The 25,964-nt window shown below is 45.5% G+C and carries 20 protein-coding genes and 1 pseudogene; 13 read left to right on the forward strand and 8 right to left on the reverse strand.

Features of this window, described 5'->3' with window-relative positions; translation table 11 throughout:
- Positions 1-24: 24 nt before the first annotated feature.
- The 6 genes and pseudogenes from AC0VYA_RS09225 to pedF form a co-directional block, all read right to left on the reverse strand.
- Entirely contained in the window at positions 25-1,941 is a 1,917-nt protein-coding gene (locus AC0VYA_RS09225) for a sialate O-acetylesterase (protein WP_475490804.1), read from the reverse strand.
- Positions 1,942-2,076: 135 nt separating this feature from the next.
- A pseudogene (locus AC0VYA_RS09230) lies at positions 2,077-2,545 on the reverse strand (DUF3291 domain-containing protein).
- Between the two features lie 70 nt (positions 2,546-2,615).
- Entirely contained in the window at positions 2,616-2,906 is a 291-nt protein-coding gene (locus tag AC0VYA_RS09235; RefSeq protein ID WP_475490805.1) for a YciI-like protein, read from the reverse strand.
- A gap of 309 nt (positions 2,907-3,215) precedes the next feature.
- Positions 3,216-4,979 carry a PQQ-dependent methanol/ethanol family dehydrogenase gene (locus AC0VYA_RS09240; protein WP_475490806.1) on the reverse strand — a complete coding sequence of 588 codons (1,764 nt, stop codon included), beginning with the start codon at positions 4,977-4,979 and terminating at the stop codon, positions 3,216-3,218.
- Positions 4,980-5,176: 197 nt separating this feature from the next.
- Positions 5,177-6,061, reverse strand: a complete 885-nt coding sequence (locus AC0VYA_RS09245) for a substrate-binding periplasmic protein (protein ID WP_475490807.1) — start codon at positions 6,059-6,061, stop codon at positions 5,177-5,179.
- Positions 6,048-6,488, reverse strand: coding sequence for a cytochrome c-550 PedF (pedF, locus tag AC0VYA_RS09250; protein ID WP_011574675.1), 441 nt, complete (start codon positions 6,486-6,488; stop codon positions 6,048-6,050). The genes AC0VYA_RS09245 and pedF overlap by 14 nt, the downstream gene beginning before the upstream one ends.
- 299 nt (positions 6,489-6,787) lie before the next feature.
- Here pedF and AC0VYA_RS09255 point away from each other — a divergent pair, with 299 nt between their 5' ends.
- The 13 genes from AC0VYA_RS09255 to AC0VYA_RS09315 all read left to right on the forward strand — a co-directional run bounded on the left by AC0VYA_RS09255 (position 6,788) and on the right by AC0VYA_RS09315 (position 22,111).
- On the forward strand, positions 6,788-8,005 hold the full coding sequence (locus tag AC0VYA_RS09255; protein WP_475490808.1) for an ABC transporter substrate-binding protein: 1,218 nt from the start codon (positions 6,788-6,790) through the stop codon (positions 8,003-8,005).
- Positions 8,006-8,031: 26 nt separating this feature from the next.
- Positions 8,032-9,021, forward strand: a complete 990-nt coding sequence (locus tag AC0VYA_RS09260) for a YVTN family beta-propeller repeat protein (protein WP_475490809.1) — start codon at positions 8,032-8,034, stop codon at positions 9,019-9,021.
- Complete coding sequence (locus tag AC0VYA_RS09265) at positions 9,018-9,875, forward strand: ABC transporter ATP-binding protein (protein WP_475490810.1); 858 nt, start codon at positions 9,018-9,020, stop codon at positions 9,873-9,875. Before AC0VYA_RS09260 ends, AC0VYA_RS09265 begins: the two co-directional genes overlap by 4 nt.
- Positions 9,872-10,648 carry an ABC transporter permease gene (locus tag AC0VYA_RS09270; protein ID WP_475490811.1) on the forward strand — a complete coding sequence of 259 codons (777 nt, stop codon included), beginning with the start codon at positions 9,872-9,874 and terminating at the stop codon, positions 10,646-10,648. The genes AC0VYA_RS09265 and AC0VYA_RS09270 overlap by 4 nt, the downstream gene beginning before the upstream one ends.
- 204 nt (positions 10,649-10,852) lie before the next feature.
- Positions 10,853-13,165 carry a TonB-dependent receptor gene (locus tag AC0VYA_RS09275; RefSeq protein ID WP_475490812.1) on the forward strand — a complete coding sequence of 771 codons (2,313 nt, stop codon included), beginning with the start codon at positions 10,853-10,855 and terminating at the stop codon, positions 13,163-13,165.
- Positions 13,165-15,510, forward strand: a complete 2,346-nt coding sequence (locus AC0VYA_RS09280; RefSeq protein WP_475490813.1) for a TonB-dependent receptor — start codon at positions 13,165-13,167, stop codon at positions 15,508-15,510. Before AC0VYA_RS09275 ends, AC0VYA_RS09280 begins: the two co-directional genes overlap by 1 nt.
- 93 nt (positions 15,511-15,603) lie before the next feature.
- On the forward strand, positions 15,604-16,644 hold the full coding sequence (locus AC0VYA_RS09285) for an ABC transporter substrate-binding protein (protein WP_475490814.1): 1,041 nt from the start codon (positions 15,604-15,606) through the stop codon (positions 16,642-16,644).
- Positions 16,645-16,696: 52 nt separating this feature from the next.
- Complete coding sequence (locus AC0VYA_RS09290; protein WP_475491052.1) at positions 16,697-17,467, forward strand: ABC transporter permease; 771 nt, start codon at positions 16,697-16,699, stop codon at positions 17,465-17,467.
- Positions 17,460-18,200: an ABC transporter ATP-binding protein gene (locus AC0VYA_RS09295; protein ID WP_475490815.1), complete on the forward strand. Its 741-nt coding sequence runs from the start codon at positions 17,460-17,462 to the stop codon at positions 18,198-18,200. Before AC0VYA_RS09290 ends, AC0VYA_RS09295 begins: the two co-directional genes overlap by 8 nt.
- 35 nt (positions 18,201-18,235) lie before the next feature.
- Positions 18,236-19,618: a DUF3422 family protein gene (locus AC0VYA_RS09300; RefSeq protein WP_475490816.1), complete on the forward strand. Its 1,383-nt coding sequence runs from the start codon at positions 18,236-18,238 to the stop codon at positions 19,616-19,618.
- 185 nt (positions 19,619-19,803) lie between these two features.
- Positions 19,804-20,961 (forward strand): porin, encoded by a 1,158-nt coding sequence (locus AC0VYA_RS09305; RefSeq protein ID WP_475490817.1) that lies wholly within the window; start codon positions 19,804-19,806, stop codon positions 20,959-20,961.
- 36 nt (positions 20,962-20,997) lie between these two features.
- Positions 20,998-21,318: an EthD family reductase gene (locus AC0VYA_RS09310; protein WP_011574687.1), complete on the forward strand. Its 321-nt coding sequence runs from the start codon at positions 20,998-21,000 to the stop codon at positions 21,316-21,318.
- A gap of 136 nt (positions 21,319-21,454) precedes the next feature.
- Complete coding sequence (locus tag AC0VYA_RS09315; protein ID WP_475490818.1) at positions 21,455-22,111, forward strand: response regulator; 657 nt, start codon at positions 21,455-21,457, stop codon at positions 22,109-22,111.
- Here AC0VYA_RS09315 and AC0VYA_RS09320 read toward each other — a convergent pair.
- Together AC0VYA_RS09320 and nosP are read right to left on the reverse strand one after the other, a co-directional pair.
- Positions 22,108-24,678 (reverse strand): hybrid sensor histidine kinase/response regulator, encoded by a 2,571-nt coding sequence (locus AC0VYA_RS09320; protein WP_475490819.1) that lies wholly within the window; start codon positions 24,676-24,678, stop codon positions 22,108-22,110. The genes AC0VYA_RS09315 and AC0VYA_RS09320 overlap by 4 nt on opposite strands.
- A complete protein-coding gene (gene nosP, locus AC0VYA_RS09325) occupies positions 24,675-25,820 on the reverse strand; it encodes a nitric oxide-sensing protein NosP (RefSeq protein WP_475490820.1) in 1,146 nt (381 codons plus the stop codon). The genes AC0VYA_RS09320 and nosP overlap by 4 nt, the downstream gene beginning before the upstream one ends.
- Positions 25,821-25,964: the final 144 nt, after the last annotated feature.

Raw genomic sequence — 25,964 nt, forward strand, 5'->3', positions numbered from 1 at the left:
CTAAATACTTAACAAAACGCAGTGCTATTTTGCGCTGACATCACCTTCAAGCCAGTCGTCTGTTCTAAAGGGCACCGCAGGTAAGTTTTCATTATTTGTAAGGTTGGCAATAGGGTTATTGGCCCAGGCGTAACGCACTGCAACGGGCTTGTTAATCTCTGGGTGAGAAACAATGACAGCTGAGCCTTCAATGTGCGCAAGCGCCTTACGAAATACTTTGTTAGCGCCGGCAATAATAAAGCCTTTTAATGGGGTATTGTCAGTCGTACTCAGTCTTTCAGCGTTGTTAAATTCAAGCTCAACTTTGCCTTGTTTAGCACTTAACCCGACAAAGTCGGGGCCACTTGTCACTAGGCTATGCCCGTATATCTTAAATGCGGCTTGGCGCCACAAACGCTCTGCGACTTGGCGTTTTTGCTTGGGGTGTAAATCGTCAGCACTGCCAACGTCTATCGACACTGCCATCCCGGTATTGGGTATGGATAAGGTTTGTCGCTGGGCATCTCGCAGGTAAGCCCATTTGCTATCAGGCTGCAATTCACTTGGTGGAAGATAAGCGGATATTTGTACGAAAAAGAATGGCAATTCAGGAGCTTGAGCTCGCTCACGCCAGTTAACTATTAAGTTGCTAAAAAGGGTGTGGTAATACTCGTGCTTGTTGATGTTGCTTTCACCTTGATACCACATCACGCCTTGGGTGGTAAAAGGCAGTAATGGGTAGATCATCGCATTGTACACAAAGCCTGGGGTAAAGCTGTAATTGGTCACTTTAGGCATCGGAGCTTCGATGCTGTTATTGCACCGCCAATGTGAAGAGAGGTCGATTTTAGAGCCGTCTATGTCTAAAAATATTTGCCCTTTTTTACCGACAATCACTCGATTATCCCAGTCGCTATTAACACGCAGCGTGATAATGTTTGTGCCTTGTCGCAACAATGCTGTGGGTATAGCGTGAACTGACTCATGGGTCTTCCAGTCTTCGCTCGCTAAGTGTTGGCCGTTAATAAAAATAAAAGCGTTCTGCACGATATCGCCGAAACTTAACGTGATGGGAGAGTCGGGTAGATTAGTCAACGTGAACTCTTTGCGTAGCCAAACGAAATGATGCAATGGCGTTTTGTTGGGCAATTCTATGTTTTGCCAATGGCTATCGTCATAATTTAATCCGTTAGCTTCTTGTCGCTTTGCCCCTTCGAGATCGTTTATCCGTTGCCATTTTTTTACGTTCTTCGCTTTGTTATCAGCAAGTATTTTGGGCCAGTTGTGCTGTGCTTTAACCTTAGCACTCTTTTCGGCATACCCTGGCGTGGCAGCGACAACGTCCAAATCAATCCAAGATTCAGCCGGTGTGCCGCCCCAATTGCTCTCGATAATGCCCACAGCAACATCTTCTTGCTGTTGTAGTTTTCGAGCAAAAAACCAGGCAACCGCGGAAAAATAACCAACGGTGTGGGGCGAAGCGACCTGCCAATGGCTATCAGGTAAGTGCCGCTGTTTAGTGGCAGCAACTGTATCGGGTATATCGAAGAAGCGAATGAGAGGTCGATTGGCCGTAATGATTTCTTGTTGATTGCCAACAACATCTCCTTTTAACTTCCACTCCATGTTGGATTGTCCGCTGGCTATCCATACTTCGCCGTAATACACATCATCTAGGGTTTTTGATTCATCAGCTTCAACTGTTAGCGTAAAAGGCCCGGCTTTTTCGTGCGCTGGCAACACGATTTCCCAATCACCATTGCGATCCGATTGGGTAAGGTAGTGTTGCCCCAATAAACTAACTGTGATTTTTTGGGCTGCAGGTGCTTCGCCCCAAATTCGAACGGGTTTTTCTCGCTGCAATACCATATGGTCTGAGAATAACGGCGATATTGTCAATGCATTGACCTTGCTATTCATGCCTAGATAAAAAAGAAGTCCTAAAAGAATAAGGTGTCTCATTGCCGCTCCGTTATGACGTGAATAGACTCACTGTTGAACTTCTTGGTGTGATATTGCTGTTTTACGGCGAAATAGGCGCCGTTCATTTATGATATTTGCTTCTAAAAATAAAGCGACTAGCGCTAAATCGGATACTTACATGGCATGGTGATTAAGTGAGAGAAATTCATCTTCACTGAATTGACGTTTGAACGTGAATGCACTTGGCGATTCACCGTTATCGCGCAAAAGAGTAAGCTTGCTGATAGCTTCATCAAGGCTGGGCGCATATCCTTGTGGGATCCACCACAACACATAGGTGTCGACGTCACTGTGTTGAAACCACTCTTTTTTACGGCGCATAAAATCTCTGTGATGTGTCTTAAACATAAAAGCCTTTAAGGCATCAATTGATTCCCACACTGACATATTCACAATCATGTTCGGATCATCAAAAGCAGGGATGTGCGTGGCATCTCCGCTGTCATCTTGTAAGCGCCAAATAAAACCTGCGCTTGCCTCTGCTATGGCATTAATAGGCGCTAAATTATTCACAAAATCAGCCATTTCAGGTGCGTCAATTGGGTATTAAAGTGGTGGCAATATTTAATTGGGCTAACGGCATCAGGGTTCCTAGTGAGTAATCGACGTCAAGTTTGTCAGTAACATCAAGTTTTTAGTTTTAAATTCTTGGGTTAGATAGGCTCAATGCCTGCACCTATGACAATCGCCCATTCATTCACATGCCAGTTTTTAACTAGCCCGTGGCGCACATAAGGGTCATTTTTTGCAAACTCTTCGGCGACGTTAGGTGAGGGACCTTCGAATACCAAAGCCGCGCCTAACGTAGGTTCGGTGAGTGCGCCGCCTAAACGCAGCTCACCCCGTTCGCAGGCTGCTTGGGCCAGCTTCAAGTGCTCATCTCGGTACGCTTCACGCCTTTTTAGATAGTCAGGCTCAACATCGTACGTCAGCAGATAATACATCTCGTTCCCTATCCTTTTTATAAATTCGCAGTGTACATCTTAAAGTAGATTTCAACGTACACAGCATAGTTATGAGAAATAGTAGCAAGGAAATAAAGCAGAGTGTGCAAGCAGGTGTCAGTCATTATATAAATAAGGTTAATAGTGAAATGTGCAGATAAAACGTAGCTGCTGTTTACTGGCATTAAAGCGTCGTATGATGCTATCGAGTTGCCAAAAAAAGACCAGCTAGGCTGGTCTTGATTTTTTTGACACTTTCGTTAGCGCTATTTTTAACAGCATAGGAATAACGAGTAGGTCGGTCGCGGACTATTTAGGAAGTTTAAAAGTCCAGACGCTGCCACCTTGGTTAAAGTGTTTAACGCGCTGTGCTACATCACCACCCCAAAGTGGAACGGCGCCCCCCCAGCCAGATAACACTGAAATGTACTGTTCTCCGTCCATTTCCCACGTAACGGGTGAGCCAACTATGCCTGAGCCGGTATTGAACTTGTATTTTATTTCTCCCGTTTTAGCATCAAACGCGAGTAAATAACCTTCAGGGTTACCCATAAACACTAAGTTACCTGCGGTGGCTAAAACGCCTCCCCATAATGGCGCGTAGTTTTGGTAGCGCCACACTTCTTTGCCTGTTTTAGGGTCGATTGCTTTTAATACGCCTATATATCCCTCGTTGATGGGTTTAATAGTAAAACCAGCACCTAGGTAAGCAGCGCCCTTTTTATAGGCGGTAGGTTCATTCCATATGTCCATTTCCCACTCGTTGGATGGTACATAAAACAATTCGGTGTCCTTGCTGTAGGCCATAGGCATCCAGTTTTTAGCACCCAAGAAAGCAGGTGCAGACACCACGGATGTGCCTTGCGTGCCGTCTTTTGACTCCGATGGATCGCCAGGGCGGTTGCTATCCACGAAGATAGGGCGCCCATTTTTGTCTAATCCGGAAGCCCATGTGATTTTATCAGCAAACGGGAAGCCTCGAATGTAATCACCGTTCTCACGATTCAAAACATAGAAGAAGCCGTTTCTATCCGCAGAGCCTGCCGCTTTAATGGTTTTGCCATTTTCTTTGTAATCAAAAGAAATCAGTTCATTTACGCCATCAAAATCCCAACCATCGTGCGGAGTCGATTGAAAGTGCCACACTATTTTACCTGTGTCTGGGTCAATGGCTAAACGAGACGAAGAAAATAAATTGTCACCCGGGCGAAGGTGAGAGTTCCACGGGGCAGGGTTACCTGTGCCGAAGAAGAGTAAATCTACATCAGGATCATAAGTGCCGCCTAACCAAGGCGCAGCGCCACCGGATTTCCATAAATCGCCAGGCCACGTTTGGCCGGGCTTACCACCCGATATGCCGTTCTCGGTTTTCTTTCCATCTTTCCATATGTAACCCATATGGCCTTCAACGGTAGGGCGCTCCCACACGAGTTGGCCATTGACTGCATCGTAAGCACGCACTTTACCGACTACGCCAAATTCACCGCCGGCTACACCAGTAATGATCTTGCCTTTAACGATAATAGGGGCTGCGGTGATAGAGTAACCGGCTTTATAATCTTCGACTTTTTTCTTCCAAACCACTTTACCTGTGTCTTTATTCAAAGCGACTAATTTGGCGTCTAACGTACCGAAAATAACGAGCTCACCATACAGGGCTACACCGCGATTGATCACATCGCAACAGGGCATAATACCGTCAGGCAAACGGGCATCGTATTGCCAAAGTTCGTCACCCGTGTTGGCGTCAATGGCATAAACCCGAGAATACGAACCCGTGACGTACATAACGCCATCTTTAATTAAAGGTTGTGACTCTTGCCCTCGCTGCTTTTCGCCACCTAATGAAAATGCCCAAACGGGACGTATCTCTTGCACCGTGTCGCCGTTAATTTTTGACAGGGGGCTGTAGCGTTGACCTTTAAGGCCCATGCCATACGACACCACATCATCTGTGGTCGCTTGGTCATTTAAAATATCTTTGTCTGTAACGTTTGCGGATACCGCAGGGGACAGTGCAATGGATATGAGCACTGATAATGACAATACTGCTTTCATACCTTTATTGTTCATCGTTATTTCCTCATGAAATTTTAGTTTTTTGCGTGTTTGAATTCAGGGTCTAATTAAGGTCATTGCTGTCTATTTCATATCGTTAAAACGGAACCTTTATTAGGGTAGATGCATAGTATTCTGTGCGTTTAATTGGCTCTATGACTCAGGCGTAGGATATTTATTCATCACTTAGTAGGAGAGCTTAAGGCGTACGTTCAGGGAGAATAATATTCAGGGATTTCATATGTAATCTGGTAATCCTCAAATATCTTTCTCATGGTGCCGTCTTTCGTCATTTGCTCAACAATATCGCCTATGGCATAACCCAACTGGCGATAATCCGCCTTGACGGCCATGCCGATGTCCCACTTTTGTTTGCCAATATTCGGGAAACCGTTTTGTGCCAAAGGATAGCGCTGGTCATTTAAATGGCTTTGGTAGTAACTGATTTGACTGCGCATGCCCATCACTGCATCCACTTCTTTTGCTTGCATTGCTTGTATCGCCAAAGGGATGGTGACAAATTGCTTGCTTCTGTCGCGCATGCGGCCAGCAAAGGCTGACATCAAATAAAACTGAGGGATAGAATCGTTTTCAACGCCTATATCGTGGTATTGGAAAACCGCAATTGTTGGCACAGACTCAATCGCTGATTGGTCAAACATTATCTGCCAAGATTCCACGTGGTAAGGCGCAAACATATGCACTTGGCCGTTCACCAATTCACCTATGTCATCGCGTTTCAAGCTGTATTTTTTATCGTAGGGGACCCGCAGCATTAGGTCTGCCACGGTGCGATCGAGGAAATGCCCCTTCCAGATATTATTACGTAGGTCATCTTCCACGGACTCATCCGCAGTGGCCCATTTTAACTTGAGCTTTACGCCTAGTTGCTGGGCAATATGCTTGGCTATTTCCACATCAATGCCCAGATCTTGGCCGTTTTGTTGAAACGAAAAAGGCACGAAATCGCGATAAACCGCTACCGTGATAAAGTCGGTTTGTATGATGTCATCGAAAGGGCGGGCCAGACTTGTTTGGCAGATAAACAGCGCGTAAGCCGCCCATATAACCCGATGTAAGGTTTTACTGGGTGTCACTGACAGACTCTAACCAGCTGCGAATGGCCCACAATGCTTCTTGATTGAGGTGTTCGGTCATCTTAGGCATGTAAACAGCACCGTTTCGGACAGCCCCATTTTGCACGCGATATACGTACCATTCGTCGCCATCGTAGTCAGGGGCTAGCATGCGTAAATCCGGTGCTATACCACCAGAGACACCGCCTAAGCCATGACATCGCGCACAGTTCTGATTGTAAGCTGATGAGCCAACTCGCAAAATTTCGTCCCGGTCGTGACCTTCTACGTCACGGTACGGATTTGTGTCAGACCATTCTTCGCCTAACTCGGGTATGGTTGAGGTATCAACACTCTGCGGCGTCACAGAGCCATGTGCAGCCAAACCAAAAGAACAAGTCGTTATGGCTGCTATAAAAATGCTGCGGCTTAATGTATGTCTAATCATCACCGTTTATCCTCTTTGTATGTAACTGGTTAGTCATTTAATCAACGAGGGTCAGCTTACCCATCTACGGGGCATTCACACATTGCACTTTAGCTAGATTAAATCTCATCCTTTAGGATGATTTTTAACAAAGTTTCTCAGTGAAAATGCACTTAACTCTTTAAATTCAGATGGTTAGCGGATGTGGCCTAGAATTTCCAACAGGGGTGTTCTTCTATATGCTGATGTTAAAAGTCGTTTTAGCATGAACTGTAGTGTGCAAAGTAGTGTGAAATTTAGCGTAAGGAGAAGAGCGGACTATGAACACGCAAACAAGCCGTTTAAAGAAGCAGAAAATAAGCGTTATTAACCGTCTCACTTGGGTTTTGTCTACGGTTTGTATTTTGCTATGGAATGGCCATTCGGTCGCTAAAAATGTTCCCCTTAGCTATGAGGTGAATTATTTGAAGCTATTGAACGCGCCCGTGGCAACGTTCAGCAATATCAATCTGTTACCTGAAAACAGTGGTTTGCCTGGCGCGCAGTTAGCGGTGGCTGATGCTAACTCAACAGGTAAATTCATTGGTCAATCTTTCACATTATCTCAGTTTGAGTTGCACGCTCCTCAAGAAGTGCTCAAGCGTATTGATCAGCAGTTTAAAAAGGGTGTGTTTGTATTTCTTGTCAGTGCTGACAGCGGTGTGTTTGAAACCATAGACAAATGGGCGAAAAATAAACCTGTGTTGGTGTTTAATGTCAGTGAGCCGGCGGATGATATGCGCCACACCTTGTGTTTGTCATCTGTGTTACACACAGTCCCAAGTTACCGAATGAAGTCAGACGCATTGGCACAATGGCTTGTGGCAAAACGGTTATCTAAAATATTGTTGATCAAAGGCAAGGGAGTGGCCGATGAGCATATAGCATATGCGTTTTCTCTTGCAGCGAAACGTTTTGGATTAAACATTATCGAACAAAAAGTGTGGGACTTTAACACTGACTTGCGCCGCAGTACTCAGCAAGAAATTCCGCTATTTACCCAAACCTCGCGCCCCTATGATGTGGTCTTTGTCGCTGATGCTCATAAGGACTTCGCCGAATTCATTCCTTACAACACATATTTGCCAAGGCCAGTTATCGGTTCAGCCGGGCTAGAAGCACTGGCATGGCATCGAGTGATAGAGCAGTGGGGGGCGGCGCAATTGCAAAGTCGTTTTCGCAAAATGGCGGCAAGAGACATGAATGAATTAGATTTCAGTGCTTATTTGGCAGTGCGAAGTGTCGCTCAAGCGGCCCAGCAAACAGGTTCAGGTAAACCGGCAGAGTTGATTGATTATATTCATTCTGATGACTTTGAATTGGCTGCATATAAAGGGCGTAAGCTCAGCTTTCGTTCATGGAATGGTCAGTTAAGAATGCCTTTGGCGTTGGTGCAACCCAACGCTTTTGTGTCTGAATCGCCCCAAGCGGGCATGCTACATCCCACAAACGAACTTGATACCTTGGGTTTTGATGCACGCGAAATGCGCTGCGAATGAGCCGCCAATATCACCAGAGGTCACATATGAAAAAGAACGTTTTGAATATATCGCTAATGCTGGGGATGTTGCTTGGCTGCAATGTAATCACTTTGGTACACGCCCAAGAACTCGCTTACGTTTCCAATGAAAAGGACAACACGATTTCGGTCATCAATCTTGCACAGCACAAAGTGCTGCGAGAGTTTGACGTTGGTCAACGACCCAGAGGGTTGGTACTGAGCCATGATGGCACTATTGCTTATCTGTGTGCCAGTGATTCTGACAGTATTCAGATCATTGATTTAGTTAATGAAACCGTTATAGGAGACTTACCGTCAGGAGAAGACCCCGAAACCATTGCGCTGCACCCTAATGGCAAAATCATTTATACCTCGAACGAAGATGATGCCCTGCTCACGGTAATTGATATAGCATCGAGACAAGTGATTACACAAATCGATGTGGGTGTAGAGCCCGAGGGGCTAGCTGTCAGCCCCGACGGTAAACTGGTTGTGGTTACCTCGGAAACAACCAATATGGTGCACTGGATAGACACAGAAACCTACGAAAACATCGATAATTCATTAGTCGGCGCACGCCCCAGATCGGCAAAGTTTTCACAAGATGGCAAGCAGCTCTGGGTTAGCTCTGAAATTGGTGGCACCTTGAGCGTGTTTGACGTTAATACCCGTCAGGTTATTCATGAATTTACCTTCGCTATTTCAGGGGTGCATAGGGACAAAGTACAGCCAGTAGGAGTGGAGTTGAGCGGTGACGGAAAAACAGCATTCGTTGCACTGGGCCCAGCCAATCATGTGGCGGTCATTGATGTGCCTAGCATGAATATCGAAGAATATTTACTGGTAGGCAGACGGGTTTGGCAACTGGCGTTTAATCAAGACCAAAGCAAGCTGTTAACCACCAATGGTGTTAGCGGGGATGTGTCGGTAATCGATATTGCAAAGCGTAAGGTCACGCATTCTATCAAAGTAGGGCGTTACCCATGGGGCGTAGTTGTGCGTGGTGCGCAATGAACAAGCCATCAGACGCGAAGCTTAACCCGGTTGGGCAAAAAATTTCGAACAACAACCAACCCAGTCATAAAATAACCCACTCCAGTATCGAGGTGCGAAATTTGTCATACCGCTATGGCAAAAAGCGCGTGCTTGATTGCGTAAATTTAACCCTACCACAGGGTATCAATATTCTGCTTGGACCAAACGGTGCGGGTAAAAGTACCTTATTTTCTTTGCTTACCGGTTTAAAGTCTGCCCCGGGAGCTAACGCAAGCGCCAACAAACGCCTTGCAGACGATGAGGCCAATAGTGACATCAAAGTATGTGGTTTGAGCCTGCAAAGCGCCCGCAAAGACATCATGCGCTCAATGGGAGTGGTGTTTCAACAAAGCACATTGGACCTAGATTTAACCGTTCAACAAAACTTGTTGTACCACGCATCGCTGCACGGTATTTCATCGGCGAATGCTCTGAGTAATATTGGTGACATACTGTTGGGATTATCCCTCAATGATAAGCTGGCTGTGAAAGTCAGAGCCTTGAATGGGGGCCATCGCCGGCGGGTAGAAATAGCCCGAGCCCTGTTACATCAGCCTAAGGTGCTATTACTTGATGAACCTACCGTAGGGCTTGATATAGAGAGCCGCGCGCTGATCATCAAATACGTGCGCACCTTAACCCAGCAACAAGGCCTTTGTGTGTTGTGGGCGACGCACTTGATGGATGAAGTCAGTGCACAAGACAGCTTGGTTGTGCTTAATAGTGGGCAAGTTAAAGCGCAAGGGGTTACCCGAGATTTATGTGCCCAATTCGATGTCGATGATGTGCCTCAGCTTTACCGTACGTTAACCGCCAGCATGGAGGCACTATGAACCCTGCAACGTACTTATACTGCATGAATGGCATTGTTAAGCGAGAGGTATTGCGCTTCTTACAACAAAGGACCCGCTTATTGAGCGTATTGGTGCGACCATTGTTGTGGCTGGTCGTGTTTGCGGCTGGGTTTCGATCTGCGCTGGGGATCTCAATAATGGAACCTTACAGTACCTACATCACCTATCAGCAATATATTACGCCCGGGCTTGGCGGCATGATCATCTTGTTTCATTGCATGCAAAGCTCGTTGTCTATGGTGTATGACCGAGAGATGGGCAGTATGAAAGTCTTACTTATGAGCCCAATGCCTCGGCCCTTTTTGCTTTTTAGTAAGCTCGTGGCCGGTGCTATTTTGTCGACCTTTCAAGTGCTTATATTTTTGTTCATCACCCGATTAGTGGGAGTCGATATTGAATTTACCGGATATTTATATGCTGTACCTGCTATTTTCTTGATAGCGTTTTTCCTCAGCGCGCTGGGATTAATGCTCGCGAATCTTATTACTCAGCTAGAGAACTTTGCAGGCGTGATGAACTTTGTCATTTTCCCGATGTTTTTCTTGTCCAGTGCACTGTATCCCTTATGGAAAATGCAAGAAGCAAGCGCCGTGTTGTTTTGGATCTGCCAGTTTAACCCCTTTACGCACTGTGTCGAGTTATTGCGATTTGCGCTGTACGGGCAAGTTAATGAACTTGCTTTTACCGTGGTTTTTAGCAGCGCCTTGGTGACTTGCGTTATTGCCCTAGTGACGTTTCGAGGTCGTGGATAATGTCTCCCTGCTTTACAAGCAGTAATGTGCGCTGACTTTGGCAGGAATGGCCTCCTACTTTAGAAGGAGGCTTAAGAATGACTTTTAGTTAACGTTATGAAATATATAGATTATTTTGGTTCTTTCTTTTCTTGGCGTAAGTTGTAGCAAAGGCATCTATCCGTTAATTTCCTTGTTGAAGTGATAACTAACGCAATGGAATTGATGATGAGATATGTAGTCGCAGTCGGTGTAATGTTAAGTTTTGAGGGCATGGCAAGTGAAATCGCCAGTCTTGAAACAATCAGTGTGTTTGGCCAAAATCCTCTTTTTAGTGAACACAACACCACCAGTATCATTGGCAGTATACAAACCATTAGCACAGAGGAGTTAGCGCAAAGCAATGCGCTCTCGCTGTCGCAACACATGAAAAATCGCTTAAACAGTGTGCATATCAACGATGTACAGAACAATCCTTTTCAACCTGACGTGCAGTACCGCGGATTTACGGCGTCGCCTTTGCTTGGGTTACCACAAGGTATTTCTTTATACCTCAACGGTATTCGATTTAACGAACCATTTGGCGATACCGTCAACTGGGATCTTATTCCTTTTGCTGCCCTTGATAGCGTCGCGTTGTACTCGGGCTCGAACCCTAGTTTTGGGCAAAATACCTTAGGCGGTGCATTAGACATGCGGGTCAAAAATGGTTTCACCTTCGCGCGCAATGAACTGGACCTACAAATAGCCAGCTTCGGTCAACGCCAAGCGACGGTGCAAAGCGGCGGAAACAATGGCCGTTGGGGCTATTATGTGGCAATTAACCGTTTGAGCGAAGACGGCTGGCGGGACTTTTCAAGCAGTGATTTGAAGCAGGTGCTAGGCACACTAACCTACCAAGGGGATATTCATCACCTTGAGTTATTCGCCGCGGCTAATGACAACGCCCTGACCGGCAATGGCGCTGTGCCCGAGGGATTACAAGTCGCCCAGGGGTATGACGCTATTTACACCTACCCAGATAAAACTGAAAACGATCACCGCATGTTTGCGCTTAGTAGCGAGTCAGCGTTAGGTAATGGTTTTACAATGCAAGCAAACAGCTATTACAGACGCAACAATATTGACACTACTAACGGTGATGACAGCGACTACGAAGAATGTGAGTTTAATAATGTTGTTACCTTGTGTGAGGAAGAAGATGACGACGTTGAGCGTGTCGAATTTGTGGGTTATGCCCCAGAGGTAAGCTTCAGTGACATTTCTGATTTGGACGCTGACGATATAGACGGCACGTTGAACCAAAGCGCTACTGAAAACAAAAGTTATGGCTTAGCTTTGCAGCTTATGCACAGTAAAAAAACTCAGCATGCAGAGCATGAGTGGGTCATTGGTGGCGGAATCGATCAAGCTGATATCGATTTTATCAGTGATACCGAGTTTGGTATTTTGCATAACAGCACACCAGAGGATGACCGTTCAGTATCACCCACAGGATTTTTTGATAGTGAGTCCCAAGTGAGACTAGGGGTAAAAACTTACGAGCACTACCTCTACTCAGGTTACTCAGTGCGCTTTGATGAGCGCTGGTTACTCAGTGTCTCTGGGCGCTATAACGACAGTAAAATATCGATGCACGACAGGATAGATGTTGGTGACGGCTCATTAAACGGCGAGCACCATTTCAATCGTTTCAACCCAGCGTTAGGCGTTCAGTATTCTGTTTCCCAAAAATGGGATATATCACTGAGTTACAGCGAGTCGTCACGTATGCCAAGCCCAGCAGAGCTAAGTTGTGCCGATGAAGATGACCCGTGTAAATTACCCAATGGTTTTGTGGCCGATCCGCCATTGAATAAAGTCGTTGCGAAAACCATTGAGGCGTCAGTTGATTATCACACTGATGCTAATACGCTAACGGCCACTTTGTATCGCACCAAAAGCGTGGATGACATTATTTTTCAACAAGCGGGTGTGACGCAGTCTGAGGGCTACTTTATCAATGTTGATAAAACCAATCGCCAAGGGGCAGAACTGTCTTTCTTGCATCAGCGAGAAAACCTTAGCTTTGGTGCCAATTACAGCTACTTAGACGCTACTTTTGAATCAGAATTTGTCACATTTAGTCCGAATAATCCCTTAGGAGGAGGTCGTCAAGTGGAAGCTGGAGACACGATCCCTGGCCAGCCTCAGCATCAAGTGAAAATGCACACCGATTGGGCACTGAACGAAGCACTGAGTGTAGGCGCCGAGTGGTTGTTCTCATCGTCATCGTATTACCGCGGGGATGAAGCAAATGAGAATAAAAAAATATCGTCTTACGCGATTGCCAATGTGTATGCCAAGTATCAAGTAAGTGAGTCTGTGCAGCTTTCAGCGCGGATCGATAACGCCTTTGACCGCCAATACCATACCTTTGGTACCTATGGTGAGCCAGACGAGGTGTTAGAGGATGTATACCCTGAAATTGATGAGGCTTTTTTTGTTGGCCCAGGCAGTCCAAGACGAGTAACGGCCAATGTGCAGGTACAGTTTTAATGACTAAGCATGCTGACATTCATCGAAAATGCCGTCTTTCTGCCTTAATTGACGAGAGTAGTCATACTAAAGGAGGAAAGAATAAAAACCAGGTGAGCAATAGCATAAAACATACATTATCGAATACTTTGAGAACTGTGATGTTTCGAGAGTCAGTTAAAAAAAGAATCCCCGTTTTTCAGCTTTCCATGCTGGCTGTTACCAGCTTGGTTGCAGCGAGTATCGCCGAAGCCAAAGCTGCCGAGGCAAATACTGCCAAAGCCAGTATGTTCAAAGAAGACCTGTCTGAGTCACAGGTTACAACGACTGATATACCTGATGTCATTGTTGTGACAGGCACGCGTCAAGCGGAAAACCTATTAACACTGACTGGTAATTTGGCGCGCATCAATCGCCAAGATATTCAAACAGTAAGCTCGGTTTATCCAAGCGATCTACTTAATCGCGCGAGTGGAGTGTATGTACAAGCCAATAATGGCATGGAGTCTTTGCCTTCTTTGCGCTCTCCCGTACTAACCGGACCGGGTGCAGGGGGGGCTTTTTTAATTCTAGAAGATGGCATTGCAACACGTGCAGCAGGTTTTGCAAATAACAATGGCTTATCAGAGCTTAACTTAGCACAAGCACAAGAAGTGGATATCGTACGTGGCCCAGCAAGCGCGATTTATGGGTCAAATGCGGTTCACGGTGTGGTGAATGTGATTAATCAAGCGGTACGTGACGGCGGGGACGTATCTTTGTTACTTGGGCCAAACGAGCACTATCAAGTGCAAGGTACTCTGGGCAATGATTTTGGTGCACACGGTTTAAGCATTAATACGCAATTAATAGACAATGGCGGCTACCAAGACGACAGTGATTTCACGTCAGCCAAAGTGGGGCTGCGTCATGAATACCGTGATGAGCTCAACGCGATAACGACCAGTGTTGCGGGCTTCTTACTTGACCAAAATACCGCGGGTTTTATTGCCTCTGGCGACAATGGGGAAGGTTGCTTTGAATCTACTTACGCAGATGACCGCTTGTTTAAAGACACCCAAGCAATGGAAAAAAACTGCGAAGACGACGCCTACCGAAAATGGTCATCAATGCGTGTTGCGAGTAAGTGGCAACGTACTTTGTCTGATGACAGATATTTTGTGCTTACGCCTTACGTTCGAACGAATGATATGGAGTTTCGCCAGCATTACTTACCCTCTGAAGCGATAGAAGAAAATAGCCACTCCAGTTTTGGATTGACCAGTAGTTATCATTGGCAATTTGACCCGCGTCTCGCCCTTGTTATGGGGGCTGATGCAGAGTGGACTTCAGGCGAGCTCACTGAAACCCAACAAAAGGCCAGTACCTTTAGCTTTGGTAAAGCGCGCCAGCAAGGTGTGCATTACGACTATGAGGTTGATGTGTTGACGTTGGCTCCTTATGTTCAAGCCGACTGGCAATACAGTCACGCGTTGAGAATGTCTGCCAGTGTGCGTTTTGATAGTACCCATTACGATTACAAAAACCGGCTTGCTGATGGAACCACACAGGCTGACGGCAGCCCATGTGTTAATGGTAACAATGAGCCTGTGGCATGTTTGTATCAACGCCCAGCTGACAGCAAAGATGATTTCGATAACGTCAGCAGCAAGATAGGGTTTAATTATTTGATGAATGAGAGCGTCGCGCTTTTTGCTGATTGGTCTCAGGGATTCAGAGCGCCGCAGACGACCGACTTGTACCGAATTCAAAACCAGCAAGTAGCAGGACAAATTGAATCAGAAGAAATTCGGAGCCAAGAGGTTGGGGTAAGAGGCTTAGCACTTAATATGAACTTTGAGCTGGTGGCTTTTTATATGACTAAAGATCACTTCTTCTTCAGAGATGATGATGGCCTGAATGTGACTGATGCTGAAACGTCTCACAAAGGCGTGGAAGTGGGGCTTGATTATCCAATACTTAGCAATGTATCTATTGCGGTTAATTACACCTACGCGATTCACCAATACGAATCAGAACATGCCAGTAGCGGTGTACTGAAAGGGAACGACATTGATACGGCTCCACGTCAGTTGGGCAATGTGCGTCTCGCTTGGCAGCCCACTAAAGACTCATCGTTGGAGCTCGAATGGGCGCACGTGGGTCGTTACTACCTAGATCCATCGAATGAACATGAATACCAAGGGCACAATTTGTTGCAACTTCGTGGTCAATTTTCGCTGACTGATAAAGTGCGTCTTTTGGCGCGACTAGAGAATGTACTAGACGAGCGATATGCCAGTCGCGCAGATTATGCGTTTGGCTCTTATCGCTACTTTGGAGGCCAACCCAGAGCGATTCATTTGGGCATTGAAGCCAGATTTTAATGCTTGAATTACATGTCAGCTATTAAAAAGCGGGTACAGATTTAAACAAGTCTAGTCAGCAATTGGGGCGATTAAGCGTAAGAGGAGTAGTCAATGTTCAAGGGCGCAGAAATACGACGTTTACTGATATTTAGCGTGGTTGTGATCGTGATGGCTATGAGTATGAAAGCCTTTGCACAGACGACGCCGAACGTGCGCCTGGGGGTGTTGAAATACGGCACGGTTAATTGGGAAGTGGATGTAATTAAACACCACAAGCTGGATAAAAAATACGGATTCACGTTAGACGTATTATCTTTGGGCAGTAAAAATGCTTCAGCAGTGGCTTTGCAAAGTAATGCAGTGGACATCATTCTAACTGATTGGCTATGGGTAAATCGCCAACGCGCTAACAATAAAGACATTACACTTTTCCCCACTTCTATTGCTACCGGGGGCTTGTATGTTCCAAAAGATTCATCTGCTAAGGATGTTCGCGATTTAGCGAATAAAAAAGTCGGTATTGCTGGTGGCGAGGTGGATAAAAACTGGTTGTTACTGCAGGCATATGCAAAAGCTCAATATGGATTTGATATAAAAAACAAAACCGCGCCGAGTTTTATGTCTCCTGTTCTACTTAACGTCCTTATGCTCAGAGGCGAGCTTGATGCGGGGATCAACTTTTGGCACTACGGTGCACGCTTAAAAGCCAAAGGGTATCGACTATTGGTCACGGTGCCAGAAATATTACACGCCCTTCACATTGAAAACGATGTGCCTCTGCTGGGCTGGGCATTCAAAAAACCTTGGGCTGATCAGCATGCGAAGAGCATCAAAGGTTTCTTGCGAGCATCATTGGCCGCAAAGCAAATTCTTTACTCATCAGATGATGAATGGGCGCGAATTCGCCATTTAACTAAGGCTGAAAATGATGAGGTGTTTACGGGGTTACAAACCGAATATCGAAGGGGCTTATTGCATCGGTTTGGTCCTGAGGAATTAATGGCAACGAAAGACATATTTACTGTGTTGGCGGAGCAAGGTGGACACAACTTGGTAGGCAATGCCACATCCCTTGATGAGCATACGTTCTATGCGTTTGACCAGCGTTTATTGACCTGGAACCCTGTGGTTGAAGATGAAAGCGCTCAATGACATTCCTTCTCGTCGCGCAAACCTGCCTGCTATTGTTGCCTGCTTGTCCTCAATGTCATTTTTGAGCCAGGCTACGCGTCGCTGGTTGTTTATCCGTATAGGGACATTCTTGCTCGTTGGGGCGACCTGGGAAGCGGCTGCGTGGTTTGTGGCCAGCCCTGATTTCCCTAGCTGCATTGGGGTGCTCAGCAGCATTCATTTTCATCTCACCCAAGGAGATATGCTTTTAAATCTATGGGTCACGCTCAAGCGTGTGGCCATCAGTTTTGTTATTTCAATGCTCATTGGTGTCGTCATAGGCGTGCTGATGGGAACGTATTCAAAGCTCAATCGATTGACTGATACGGCGTTGATCATCGCTTTAAATGTACCTGCTTTGGTAACCATTTTGCTGTGTTATATTTGGTTCGGTTTGGTGGAAAGTGCTGCGATTGCCGCGGTGGTGCTAAACAAAATCCCTACGGTTGTGGTGATGATCCGCGAAGGCGCGCGGGTCGTGGATCACGATTTGCTGGCTGTGGCTAAAATCTATCGATTGTCACCCAGGCGTACCTTTTTCAAGGTGTTTTTGCCGCAATTGTATCCGTTTATCATGGCATCAGCTCGCTCTGGGCTGTCATTGATCTGGAAAATTGTCCTCGTTGTTGAGTTACTTGGGCGCAGTGACGGAGTGGGCTTTGCGCTAAATACCCAATTTCAGTTCTTTGATATCACTGGTATTTTGGCTTACACATGTGCCTTTATCAGCATCATACTGTGTATTGAAGCCGTTGTTTTTCGTCCACTTGATAGGTTAATCGCTCGGGGAAGTGTGCATGGCTGAACTTACCGTTCGCATCGAAAATAAACAGTACATACAAGGCACGAATGTACTCGATAATATCGAATTTGATTTAGGGGCAGGGGAGTTCGTTGCTATCATTGGCCCTTCGGGCTGCGGTAAAACAACCTTGCTCAATTTAATAAGTGGCCTCGAACCAAGCGAGGCGGGCAATATTGTATTTGATGGCGAGCCTTTGAACGAACAAATGTGTCCTCCAATTGGATACATCTTTCAACAACCCAGATTAATGCCTTGGTTAACGGTTGAGCAAAACTTGAGGTTAGTACAGCCAAACAGCCACCCGGACACTATCGATGAATTACTGTCGAGTGTTGGGCTAGAAGGCAAACAAAACTGCTACCCTCGCACGTTGTCTGGAGGTATGCAGCGCAGAGTCAGTATCGCCCGTGCTTTTCTTATTAACCCCAAGTTGTTGCTACTCGATGAGCCGTTTAATTCACTTGATGCCCCTACGGCAGCTCGTCTGCGTTTATTGCTTATTAAATTTTGTCAGCGGCAAGGGTGCAGTGTGATTTTTGTGACGCACGATTTGCAAGAGGCAGTGTACTTAGCCGATCGAATTCTATTCTTGAGTCAGTCGCCGAGTCGTATCGTACATCAAGAATCCGTTGCTCTAACGCGTCCGCGCACAGAATCTGGCGTTGCTGAACTTAGCTGGCAAGCCGCTTTATTAGCAAAATACCCGAGCTTGCTTGCAGGCAGTGTTATTTGATGTGCGCTGACTAGCAAAATGATGAAGTCATCAGAATGACAATACAACTTAATAGAGAAGCTAATAGAGAAGCTAATAGGGAAGTTAATAGCGAAGCTAATAGGGAAGTTAATAGCGAAGCTGTGACCGACGTTATTAAAAATAGACCTCGTCTTTGGGTATCAGAAACACGGCAAAGCTTGAGTCAAGAATTGCATAACCGGCCCAGTGTCCAAATGGCGACTTGTTCCACTGTTAGCCACATTGCTGTGCGAATTAACCAAGACCAGAGAGAGAAAGAGTTTCAGCAACTATGCACCTTGTGTGCACATTATAATGCGCCACCTCCAGAGTCGGATGCGTGTTGCTATTATCAGCATTTTACGGGTTTCGAGATCCGCTGGGAACGACACTTAGAATTCTCCAGTTACACCTTTATCAGAAAGGGCGTCAGTGAGGCATTATTTGACAGTTTTGCTATTGAATTTGTGCCCCAGCAATGGTTTGACTCACTAGTGGGTGAGCTTGTTAGTGCGGTTAACTTGGTATTGAGTGATGAGCCCTTCAGCGATACATCACTCTTTCAAGCGTTTGAAAACTATCAAGTGTTCGGTAGCACGGTAGCCAGTGGGCGAGCCAACGTGTTCACCTCCTTTCGAGTTCACAGCGATGGTTTTTCCCGGGTTTATATTCAGTCATCGGCATTGAATACCTATCAAGCAGGTCGCTTAGTGCAGCGTTTGCTGGAAATTGAAACATATCAAATGATGGCGCTGTTAAGTTTGCCCATTGCTAAAGCGTTGTCTGCTGATGTAGCACAAATAGAGCAGCGCTTAGTGGGAATAAATCAAAGTATGGCGAGCACTAAGGATGCTGATGATGGAGAAATGCTCAGCGCTTTATCGCATTTAGCCAATCAAACAGAGCAAATACTGGCTGATATTAGCTATCGATTTAGTGCCACGGATGCCTACTACGAACTTGTGTGCTCACGCGTTACTCAGCTCAAAGAGCAAGAGCTAAACCACAAAGAACGCTTAAGTGAGTTTGTCACTCGAAGGCTTGGCCCTGGTGTTAAAACGTGTCAGGCGTTAACGCGCCGATTAGACGCGTTAACCTGTCGCATCGAACGGGCAAGTGGTTTACTGCGAACACGTGTTGATTTATCGATTGAACAACAGAACCAAAAATTGCTCGCTGCGATCAATCGAAGGGGGGAAGTGCAGTTACGCTTGCAACAAATAGTGGAAGGTGTGTCTATTGTGGCGATTGTGTATTACTCCATGAGTCTGCTGGATTACGTACTAAATGCGCTCGCATCGGTTGATTTAGCGCTGGATAAAACCTTAGTGAAGGGCATTTCTGTTCCTGTACTTCTACTTTCTACTTGGCTAGCGATGCGCTTGCTCTTACGGGCTATCAAAAAACACACTCACTGACTTATTTATTCGATTTTGCTCGGCCACTACTGACGGTTGTGTTTGCAAAATGCGTCCCTCCTTAAGTACTAGTTCTTTTTCGTCATACTAAATAACGCGTGATTTCGTTATCTCGTTCAATTCTTTACCCAGTCTGGTGTTTATATGATCCCGTTGAACGATAACAAAAAACGGGAAACACAATCATGAACACATTAACGAAATTTGGCCTCTTGTCAGTGGCGATCGCTTCTTCTTTCAGTGCTGCGGCTAAAATAGACATATACGAAAACGACGGTTTGAGCTTCAGCGCTGACGGCTTGGTCAATGCTTTCTATTCCAATAGTTCAATTGAAACCACCGATGCAGGCGGGGTCGGTACTGACAGAGATCAATCTCGAGTACGTATGGGGTTTTTACCGAATAATGTAGGCTTTAACTTTTCAAATCAGTTATCAGACATGAAGATTGAAATGCGCTCTTCTTTTTGGGTGTCCATAAACGATTCTGATAATAATCGAGACGCCTCTCCCGCTGATTTAGGGACCGGCTCGTTGATTGACGTTCGCCAATTTTATGCAACAGTCAAAGCCGATTGGGGGGAAGTGCTTATCGGTAAAGACTTCGGTCTGTTTAACCGCGCCAATATTTTAAACGATGAATTGCTCTTGGGCTTTGGCCAAACCTCTGACTTTTTTGGTCTAGTCGATGGCGGTAACGTGACATTCGGTAACATTAGTACTGGCTATACGTATCCTTTCCCTAAGGCGCAGATCACTTATAGGTCGCCTGAATTCAATGGTTTCAAAATTGCGGTGGGCCTGATGGACCCTAACAAAGTGTCATCTGATTCTTCTGAAGACTTACCGCGTTTTGAGGCCGAATTAATGTACAACTCCACCTTTGACAGTGGCTCATTTATGGCGTGGTTAAGTGGTGTTAGCCAATCCAGTGAAGTTGATGGAATAGAACAAGATCAATCAGGCGTGGGCTATGGTGCGAAAGTAAAGTTTGCGGGCTTGGCACTGAGTGCGTCGGGGTATAGCGCTAAAGGCTTAGGGCATGTTGCAGGGCTAGATCAGTTGGTTGGCCCTGAGGTGATCGAGACTGACGGTATGTTATTTCAAGCGTCTTATACCCTGCACGACCATAGATTTGTGGTCACCCACGGCAGAACTGAAGTGGAAAACACTGACAGTGTATTGGATGCCGAACATACCAATACGGGTTTGGCTTATTTCAATACGCTGTGCCCGGGACTCACCGCCGTTTTCGAATACAACCACACTGAAGCAGACGTAACGAATTCTTTAGCAGGGGAGGACAATGACACGGTTTCTGTTGGTGCCGTGGTGACATTTTAAGCTGAATGAAAAGCAACAAACACAGGAGTTAGCATAATGCAAAGCGTAAAATTAATGGTGCTGTATCCACAACCAAAAGACAAAGTACAGTTTGAGGGGGACTATGTTTTGCATTTAGCCATGCTTCATCAGGCATTACACATTCCTAAAACGGACGAGCTACCTTACACAGTGACTAAGTTTACTGCTGTCGGGGATGAAATACCCAAGTACTATCAGATGTTTAGTATGCTGTTTAGCTCGATAAATGCATTGCAAAAAACACTGGCAAGCGAAGAAATGCAAAGGGTGGCAAACGATGCTGTTCGCATATCATCTGGGGGAACGCCGAGTATTTTAATTGGAGTTGATGATTAATCGGAAAGTTTTATTACCTGATGCAGTAAAACACCCCGTTTTACTGCATTTTTGTGTTAAAAAACTGTTAATTTCGGGTGGGTTAGAAGCGCTAAATAAGGTAGAATATTTTATTTAAAACATAGTGTTAAGCATCATGTATAAAATTCTAGTTGCTGATGATCACCCTTTATTTCGTGAAGCGATAATCAATACGATCAGTTCTGCGTTTCCTGGCTCTACTACCTACGAAACAGAAGACATTGAATCAACGCTTGAGTTAGTCAAAAGCAATGACGAAATAGACCTGATCTTGCTCGATTTGAACATGCCCGGCATGACGGGGCTTAACGGTTTACTGGATGTTCGCAATGAATGCCCCACCACGCCAGTGGTTATTGTTTCGGCTGAAACTGAAAAGCAAAAGATATTGCAGACCCTTTCCTATGGTGCTGTTGGCTTCATTGCTAAGTCTTCCTCAAAGCAGGTGATTGGCGAGGCTATTCAGAGTGTGTTTGCTGGAAATGTGTATTTACCGCCTAATATTATGCGCAGTCAGGCTGTTGCTAATCAGACCAATGAATGTGAAATTCCTCCCGAAAAAATATCACTCTTGACTCGCCGTGAACTCATTGTGCTAAAACATTTAACGAAAGGTGAGGCCAATAAACAGATTGCTTATAATCTGCATATTTCAGAGACGACCATTAAATCTCATGTGTCATCTATCCTTAAAAAGTTGGGCGCTACAAACCGTGTGAAAGTGGTGGTGGGTTGCGGCGATATCGACTTTAATCAATATTTAAAACGCTAAGCTTTACGCAACAAATAGAGCATGGATGTTTTCAGTTTCATGGGTTTTACCGGTTTATTAAGCAACAATATTTTGCTGTTCTTGATTTCGCTTTTGAGTGACTGGCTATAGTTGGCTGTGATCATAATAGTCGGGAGGGCGCTTCGCCGAGTTTGATTAATATGGTGTGCCACATCTACGCCCAGTTCACCATCGTTTAAGTGGTAATCGACCATTAGAATATCCACCTCATCGTGAGCAATATTTACCTTTTCCTTTAACGCCTCTAAGCTCACCGCGGTAACCGTATGACAGCCCCAACCTGAGAGTAAATGCGACATTCCTTCGCAAACACTGATGTCGTTATCGACTAACCAAATTCGGCAATGTGAAAAGTCTGTTGGGCTAACGAACGTCTGTACGTTGGCCAAGTGTTTTGGCAGCTCCTGCTTCGCAGATATGGGTACGGTAACGGAAAACACAGAACCTTTGCCCAACTCAGAATTGACGGTGATTTTATGGCCTAACACATGAGCAATTTTATCGACTATGGCCAGCCCTAAGCCTAGGCCATTGCCAAAGGCGCTTTGCGATGATTTTAAGCGTTTAAATTCTTTAAAAATTTCGGTGAGTTGATCTTGTGCAATGCCGGAGCCGGTATCCCATATTTCTATTGCCACGTGATCTCCCCTGCGTTTACACCCTAGCAATACCTTACCTTGAGCGGCATATCGAAACGCGTTCGACATAAAATTACGTAGAATGCGTGCAAGTAATACGCTGTCGCTATACACCATGATGTTTGATGGCACATAGCGCAATTCGATATTGTATTGGCCGGTGGCTTGCCGGTATTCATTGGCTAAGTTATCCAGTAGCTCTGAGAGTTTAAATATTCCTTTATCTGCTTTGACTACGCCGGCATCTAGCTTGGAGATGTCTATTAGCGTACTGATCAAATTTTCTAAATCATCTAGGGAATTGGTTAATGAGTTGACCAGCGGGAGGGACTCCGCATTAACGAGCGTTTCGCCTAATGAGCTGGTGAAAAGTTGGGCTGCGTTAAGCGGCTGCAGTAAGTCATGACTGACTGCGGCAAGAAACTTTGTTTTTGAAATGTTGGCAAACTCAGCTTCACGTTTAGCCGTGGTGAGGTTGACCTGTGCAAGCCTGCGCTCTTCTGCCTCAATAATGAGTTCATCATTGAGGCTTTTGAGCTGGGACGTGCGCTCAGCCACACGAATTTCAAGCTGGTCGTGGGCTTTTTGCAAGGCGACAGCGTTGCGTCTACGTTCTGTTACGTCTCTGACTAAGACAAAAAATCCTTGTACATTACCGTCACTACTGCGATTAGGTACGTAGGACTTTAACAAATACCGAGATTCACCAGCGTGATTTTTTTCCGCTATCTCAAAGCTGACACTCTCCCCTTTTAGGGCACGTTCAATATAGGGACGAAGCTGGCGATAATCAGAATCTACCCGACTATCTTTGATTGATTCACCATCTAAACTGCCTTGGGGCCAACCGTACCAATCCACATAGACTTGGTTGGTAAATTGAAATTTTAAATCGCTGCCAATATACGCGATCATGGCGGGTACGTTATCTGTGATGAGTCGTAGCCAACGTTCGCTTTTCTCCAGAGATTCCGCATAGCGATGTCGCACTGTGATATCCGTATAGGTTTTGATTAATTTACCGTTGAGTAATCTGTGGTCGCGTATTTCTAATACGGTGCCGTTTGAGAGGGTTTGTACATAGTAACCGTCTTTATTTCGAGGTCGTTCGCCAAGTTCCAATTCGGTTAAATTGGTTAAATGCTGAAAGTAAGGCATGGAGCGCAATTGATTAGGGGAGAGCTGACTCATTTGCACAAACCGGTTATTCCATACCTCAATCTGGTTGGCGCTACTGATCATGACAACCCCTTGGGATAAGTTGTCTATTAGGCCTTGTAGCAACATGGACTTTTGGATCATGCCTTGTTCGTAGCGGGCGGTTTCGGCTACCTTAACTTCTGTGATGTCAGTGTACAACATCACCCAACCACCTTCGCTTGTGCGCCGCTCGTTGAGTTGAAACCAACGTCCATCGGCTAATTGATACACAGGACTGCTTTGTTCGCCACCTGGGCTTGCACGCCTGATCATACCGCTGGATTTTGCTCTATCTTTCAAATCGTTGAAGTTAGCACCTTCTTGAATGGCCAACCCTGTTTTACCCCAGAACGTGGCAAAGTTAGAATTTTGCAGCAGTATCAAACCGTCACTATCGAGCAGTACGAAGGCTTCAGAGATACTCTCTATGGCATCGATAAAACGCTGTTTAAAGATATTCGCATCTTCATTGGCTTGCTTTAATGCGCGATGACTATGCTCAACCTCGGCCAAGGTTTCATTTAAAATTTGGGTCTTTTCTCTGACTTGTTCGGCTAAATGTACAGAATGTTCAAACGCCGCGTAGGGCGCATATTGATTACCGCCGCCTTGTTCAACTCTAGATATGAGTGCATCGTTAATTTTTTTAAGCTTCGTGTTTTCAGCCCTTAACTGGGCCAACTCTTGCTGCAGGTCTTGCCCACTCATTCGTTACCCCCGGCAATGAAAACGCCGGTGAACGTTTGATTTAAATGCGTGCCATCAATATGTTCTCCATAGGTGTTGAAACCACGTATGTTGTATCTCTGTTGCAATTCCTTAGCTTGCTTGAGTTGCTGGCGCTGCTCTATTTCGAGGCGGCGTAAGAAGCAATCGCAAGTCAATACCAATTCAGGCTCCCCATATTGGGAGGTCATGCGGCTCAACTCGCTGCTAAGGGATGCGAAAATATCATCCATCACCACAGTGCTCAGCACAATACCTACATCTACAGCGCAGTAGAAGGTCAGGCTCAAATCAGCTTCATTCACTTTTTGAATAGAACGAATATAGTATTGTCCTCCGACTTTAACTGCCAAGGGGTACAGAGCAAATAACTCTGGGCTAAGCTCACCTACGGTGACATTTAATAACCTTGCATACTCGAGTGCGGCAGGTTCAGCATTTAACTCAAACACAGTACGACTGTCAGCATCCGCTGCGGTGACGACGACTTTACTTGTGGGGTGTTTGATATGGTTACAACTGAAGACTTCAAAAGCACATGTGGTATTTACCATCAAAACGATAGCCGCGTTTTCGTAGAAGGACCCTTGGTAAAACACATGCGTTGTGGCTAAATGTATGTCGTCTCCCGCAGAGCCGCCAAAATGAGGTATGCCGCCTGACGCAGAATTAAGAGTCACCAAGAATTGCTCCTCGTCGGCGGATAAACCATCGAGTAACGTCAATAAAAATGAATGATTTTTGATCGTAGTAAGTTTTTTGACATAGCAATTTTCGGTTAGCTTGTTAATGGTTTCCTGAGCATCTATTAACGTGAAGTTCTCCATTGATTCGACGATTTGCGCGCTAATAGCAAAATGAGAAGCACTAAAGCCAATGGCGATAATGGAGTGCTGTTCGTAGCCATTAGGGGTAATTTCACCGGCGGTGGTGCAACCGACTAAATCAACACCGTCAAAAGCGGACGCCATATTGGATGCTAAGCGCTGTAATGAATACACAGATGAGCAATAGAAAAGTACAAACGTAATATGTGGGGCTGATAGTTGTTGACGTAATTCTTGGGCAGCAATCGCTGGGTCAATGGAGCGGGTGATGGCTGTTATTGTTTTTATATTGGACATTTTTAAAGCCTTTATTTTTTGTTGTGAGCCGAAATCTAGCGTCACGTTGCGACTGCTTTTTGACTGATCATACTGCTCTTTAACTCATCATATAGTGCAAAATACGTTTACCAAAGCAGATGAGTAGGGTAAAAGCCTAGCTTT

The sequence above is a fragment of the Paraglaciecola sp. QJM3NY_14 genome, from assembly GCF_056173245.1.

Coding starts and splice junctions, on each gene's coding strand:
- AC0VYA_RS09225 (WP_475490804.1), bottom strand. CDS start 1,941: ATGAGACACCTTATTCTTTTAGGACTTCTTTTTTATCTAGGCATGAAT.
- AC0VYA_RS09235 (WP_475490805.1), bottom strand. CDS start 2,906: ATGTATTATCTGCTGACGTACGATGTTGAGCCTGACTATCTAAAAAGG.
- AC0VYA_RS09240 (WP_475490806.1), bottom strand. CDS start 4,979: ATGAACAATAAAGGTATGAAAGCAGTATTGTCATTATCAGTGCTCATA.
- pedF (WP_011574675.1), bottom strand. CDS start 6,488: ATGATTAGACATACATTAAGCCGCAGCATTTTTATAGCAGCCATAACG.
- AC0VYA_RS09255 (WP_475490808.1), top strand. CDS start 6,788: ATGAACACGCAAACAAGCCGTTTAAAGAAGCAGAAAATAAGCGTTATT.
- AC0VYA_RS09260 (WP_475490809.1), top strand. CDS start 8,032: ATGAAAAAGAACGTTTTGAATATATCGCTAATGCTGGGGATGTTGCTT.
- AC0VYA_RS09265 (WP_475490810.1), top strand. CDS start 9,018: ATGAACAAGCCATCAGACGCGAAGCTTAACCCGGTTGGGCAAAAAATT.
- AC0VYA_RS09270 (WP_475490811.1), top strand. CDS start 9,872: ATGAACCCTGCAACGTACTTATACTGCATGAATGGCATTGTTAAGCGA.
- AC0VYA_RS09275 (WP_475490812.1), top strand. CDS start 10,853: ATGATGAGATATGTAGTCGCAGTCGGTGTAATGTTAAGTTTTGAGGGC.
- AC0VYA_RS09280 (WP_475490813.1), top strand. CDS start 13,165: ATGACTAAGCATGCTGACATTCATCGAAAATGCCGTCTTTCTGCCTTA.
- AC0VYA_RS09285 (WP_475490814.1), top strand. CDS start 15,604: ATGTTCAAGGGCGCAGAAATACGACGTTTACTGATATTTAGCGTGGTT.
- AC0VYA_RS09290 (WP_475491052.1), top strand. CDS start 16,697: ATGTCATTTTTGAGCCAGGCTACGCGTCGCTGGTTGTTTATCCGTATA.
- AC0VYA_RS09295 (WP_475490815.1), top strand. CDS start 17,460: ATGGCTGAACTTACCGTTCGCATCGAAAATAAACAGTACATACAAGGC.
- AC0VYA_RS09300 (WP_475490816.1), top strand. CDS start 18,236: ATGACAATACAACTTAATAGAGAAGCTAATAGAGAAGCTAATAGGGAA.
- AC0VYA_RS09305 (WP_475490817.1), top strand. CDS start 19,804: ATGAACACATTAACGAAATTTGGCCTCTTGTCAGTGGCGATCGCTTCT.
- AC0VYA_RS09310 (WP_011574687.1), top strand. CDS start 20,998: ATGCAAAGCGTAAAATTAATGGTGCTGTATCCACAACCAAAAGACAAA.
- AC0VYA_RS09315 (WP_475490818.1), top strand. CDS start 21,455: ATGTATAAAATTCTAGTTGCTGATGATCACCCTTTATTTCGTGAAGCG.
- AC0VYA_RS09320 (WP_475490819.1), bottom strand. CDS start 24,678: ATGAGTGGGCAAGACCTGCAGCAAGAGTTGGCCCAGTTAAGGGCTGAA.
- nosP (WP_475490820.1), bottom strand. CDS start 25,820: ATGTCCAATATAAAAACAATAACAGCCATCACCCGCTCCATTGACCCA.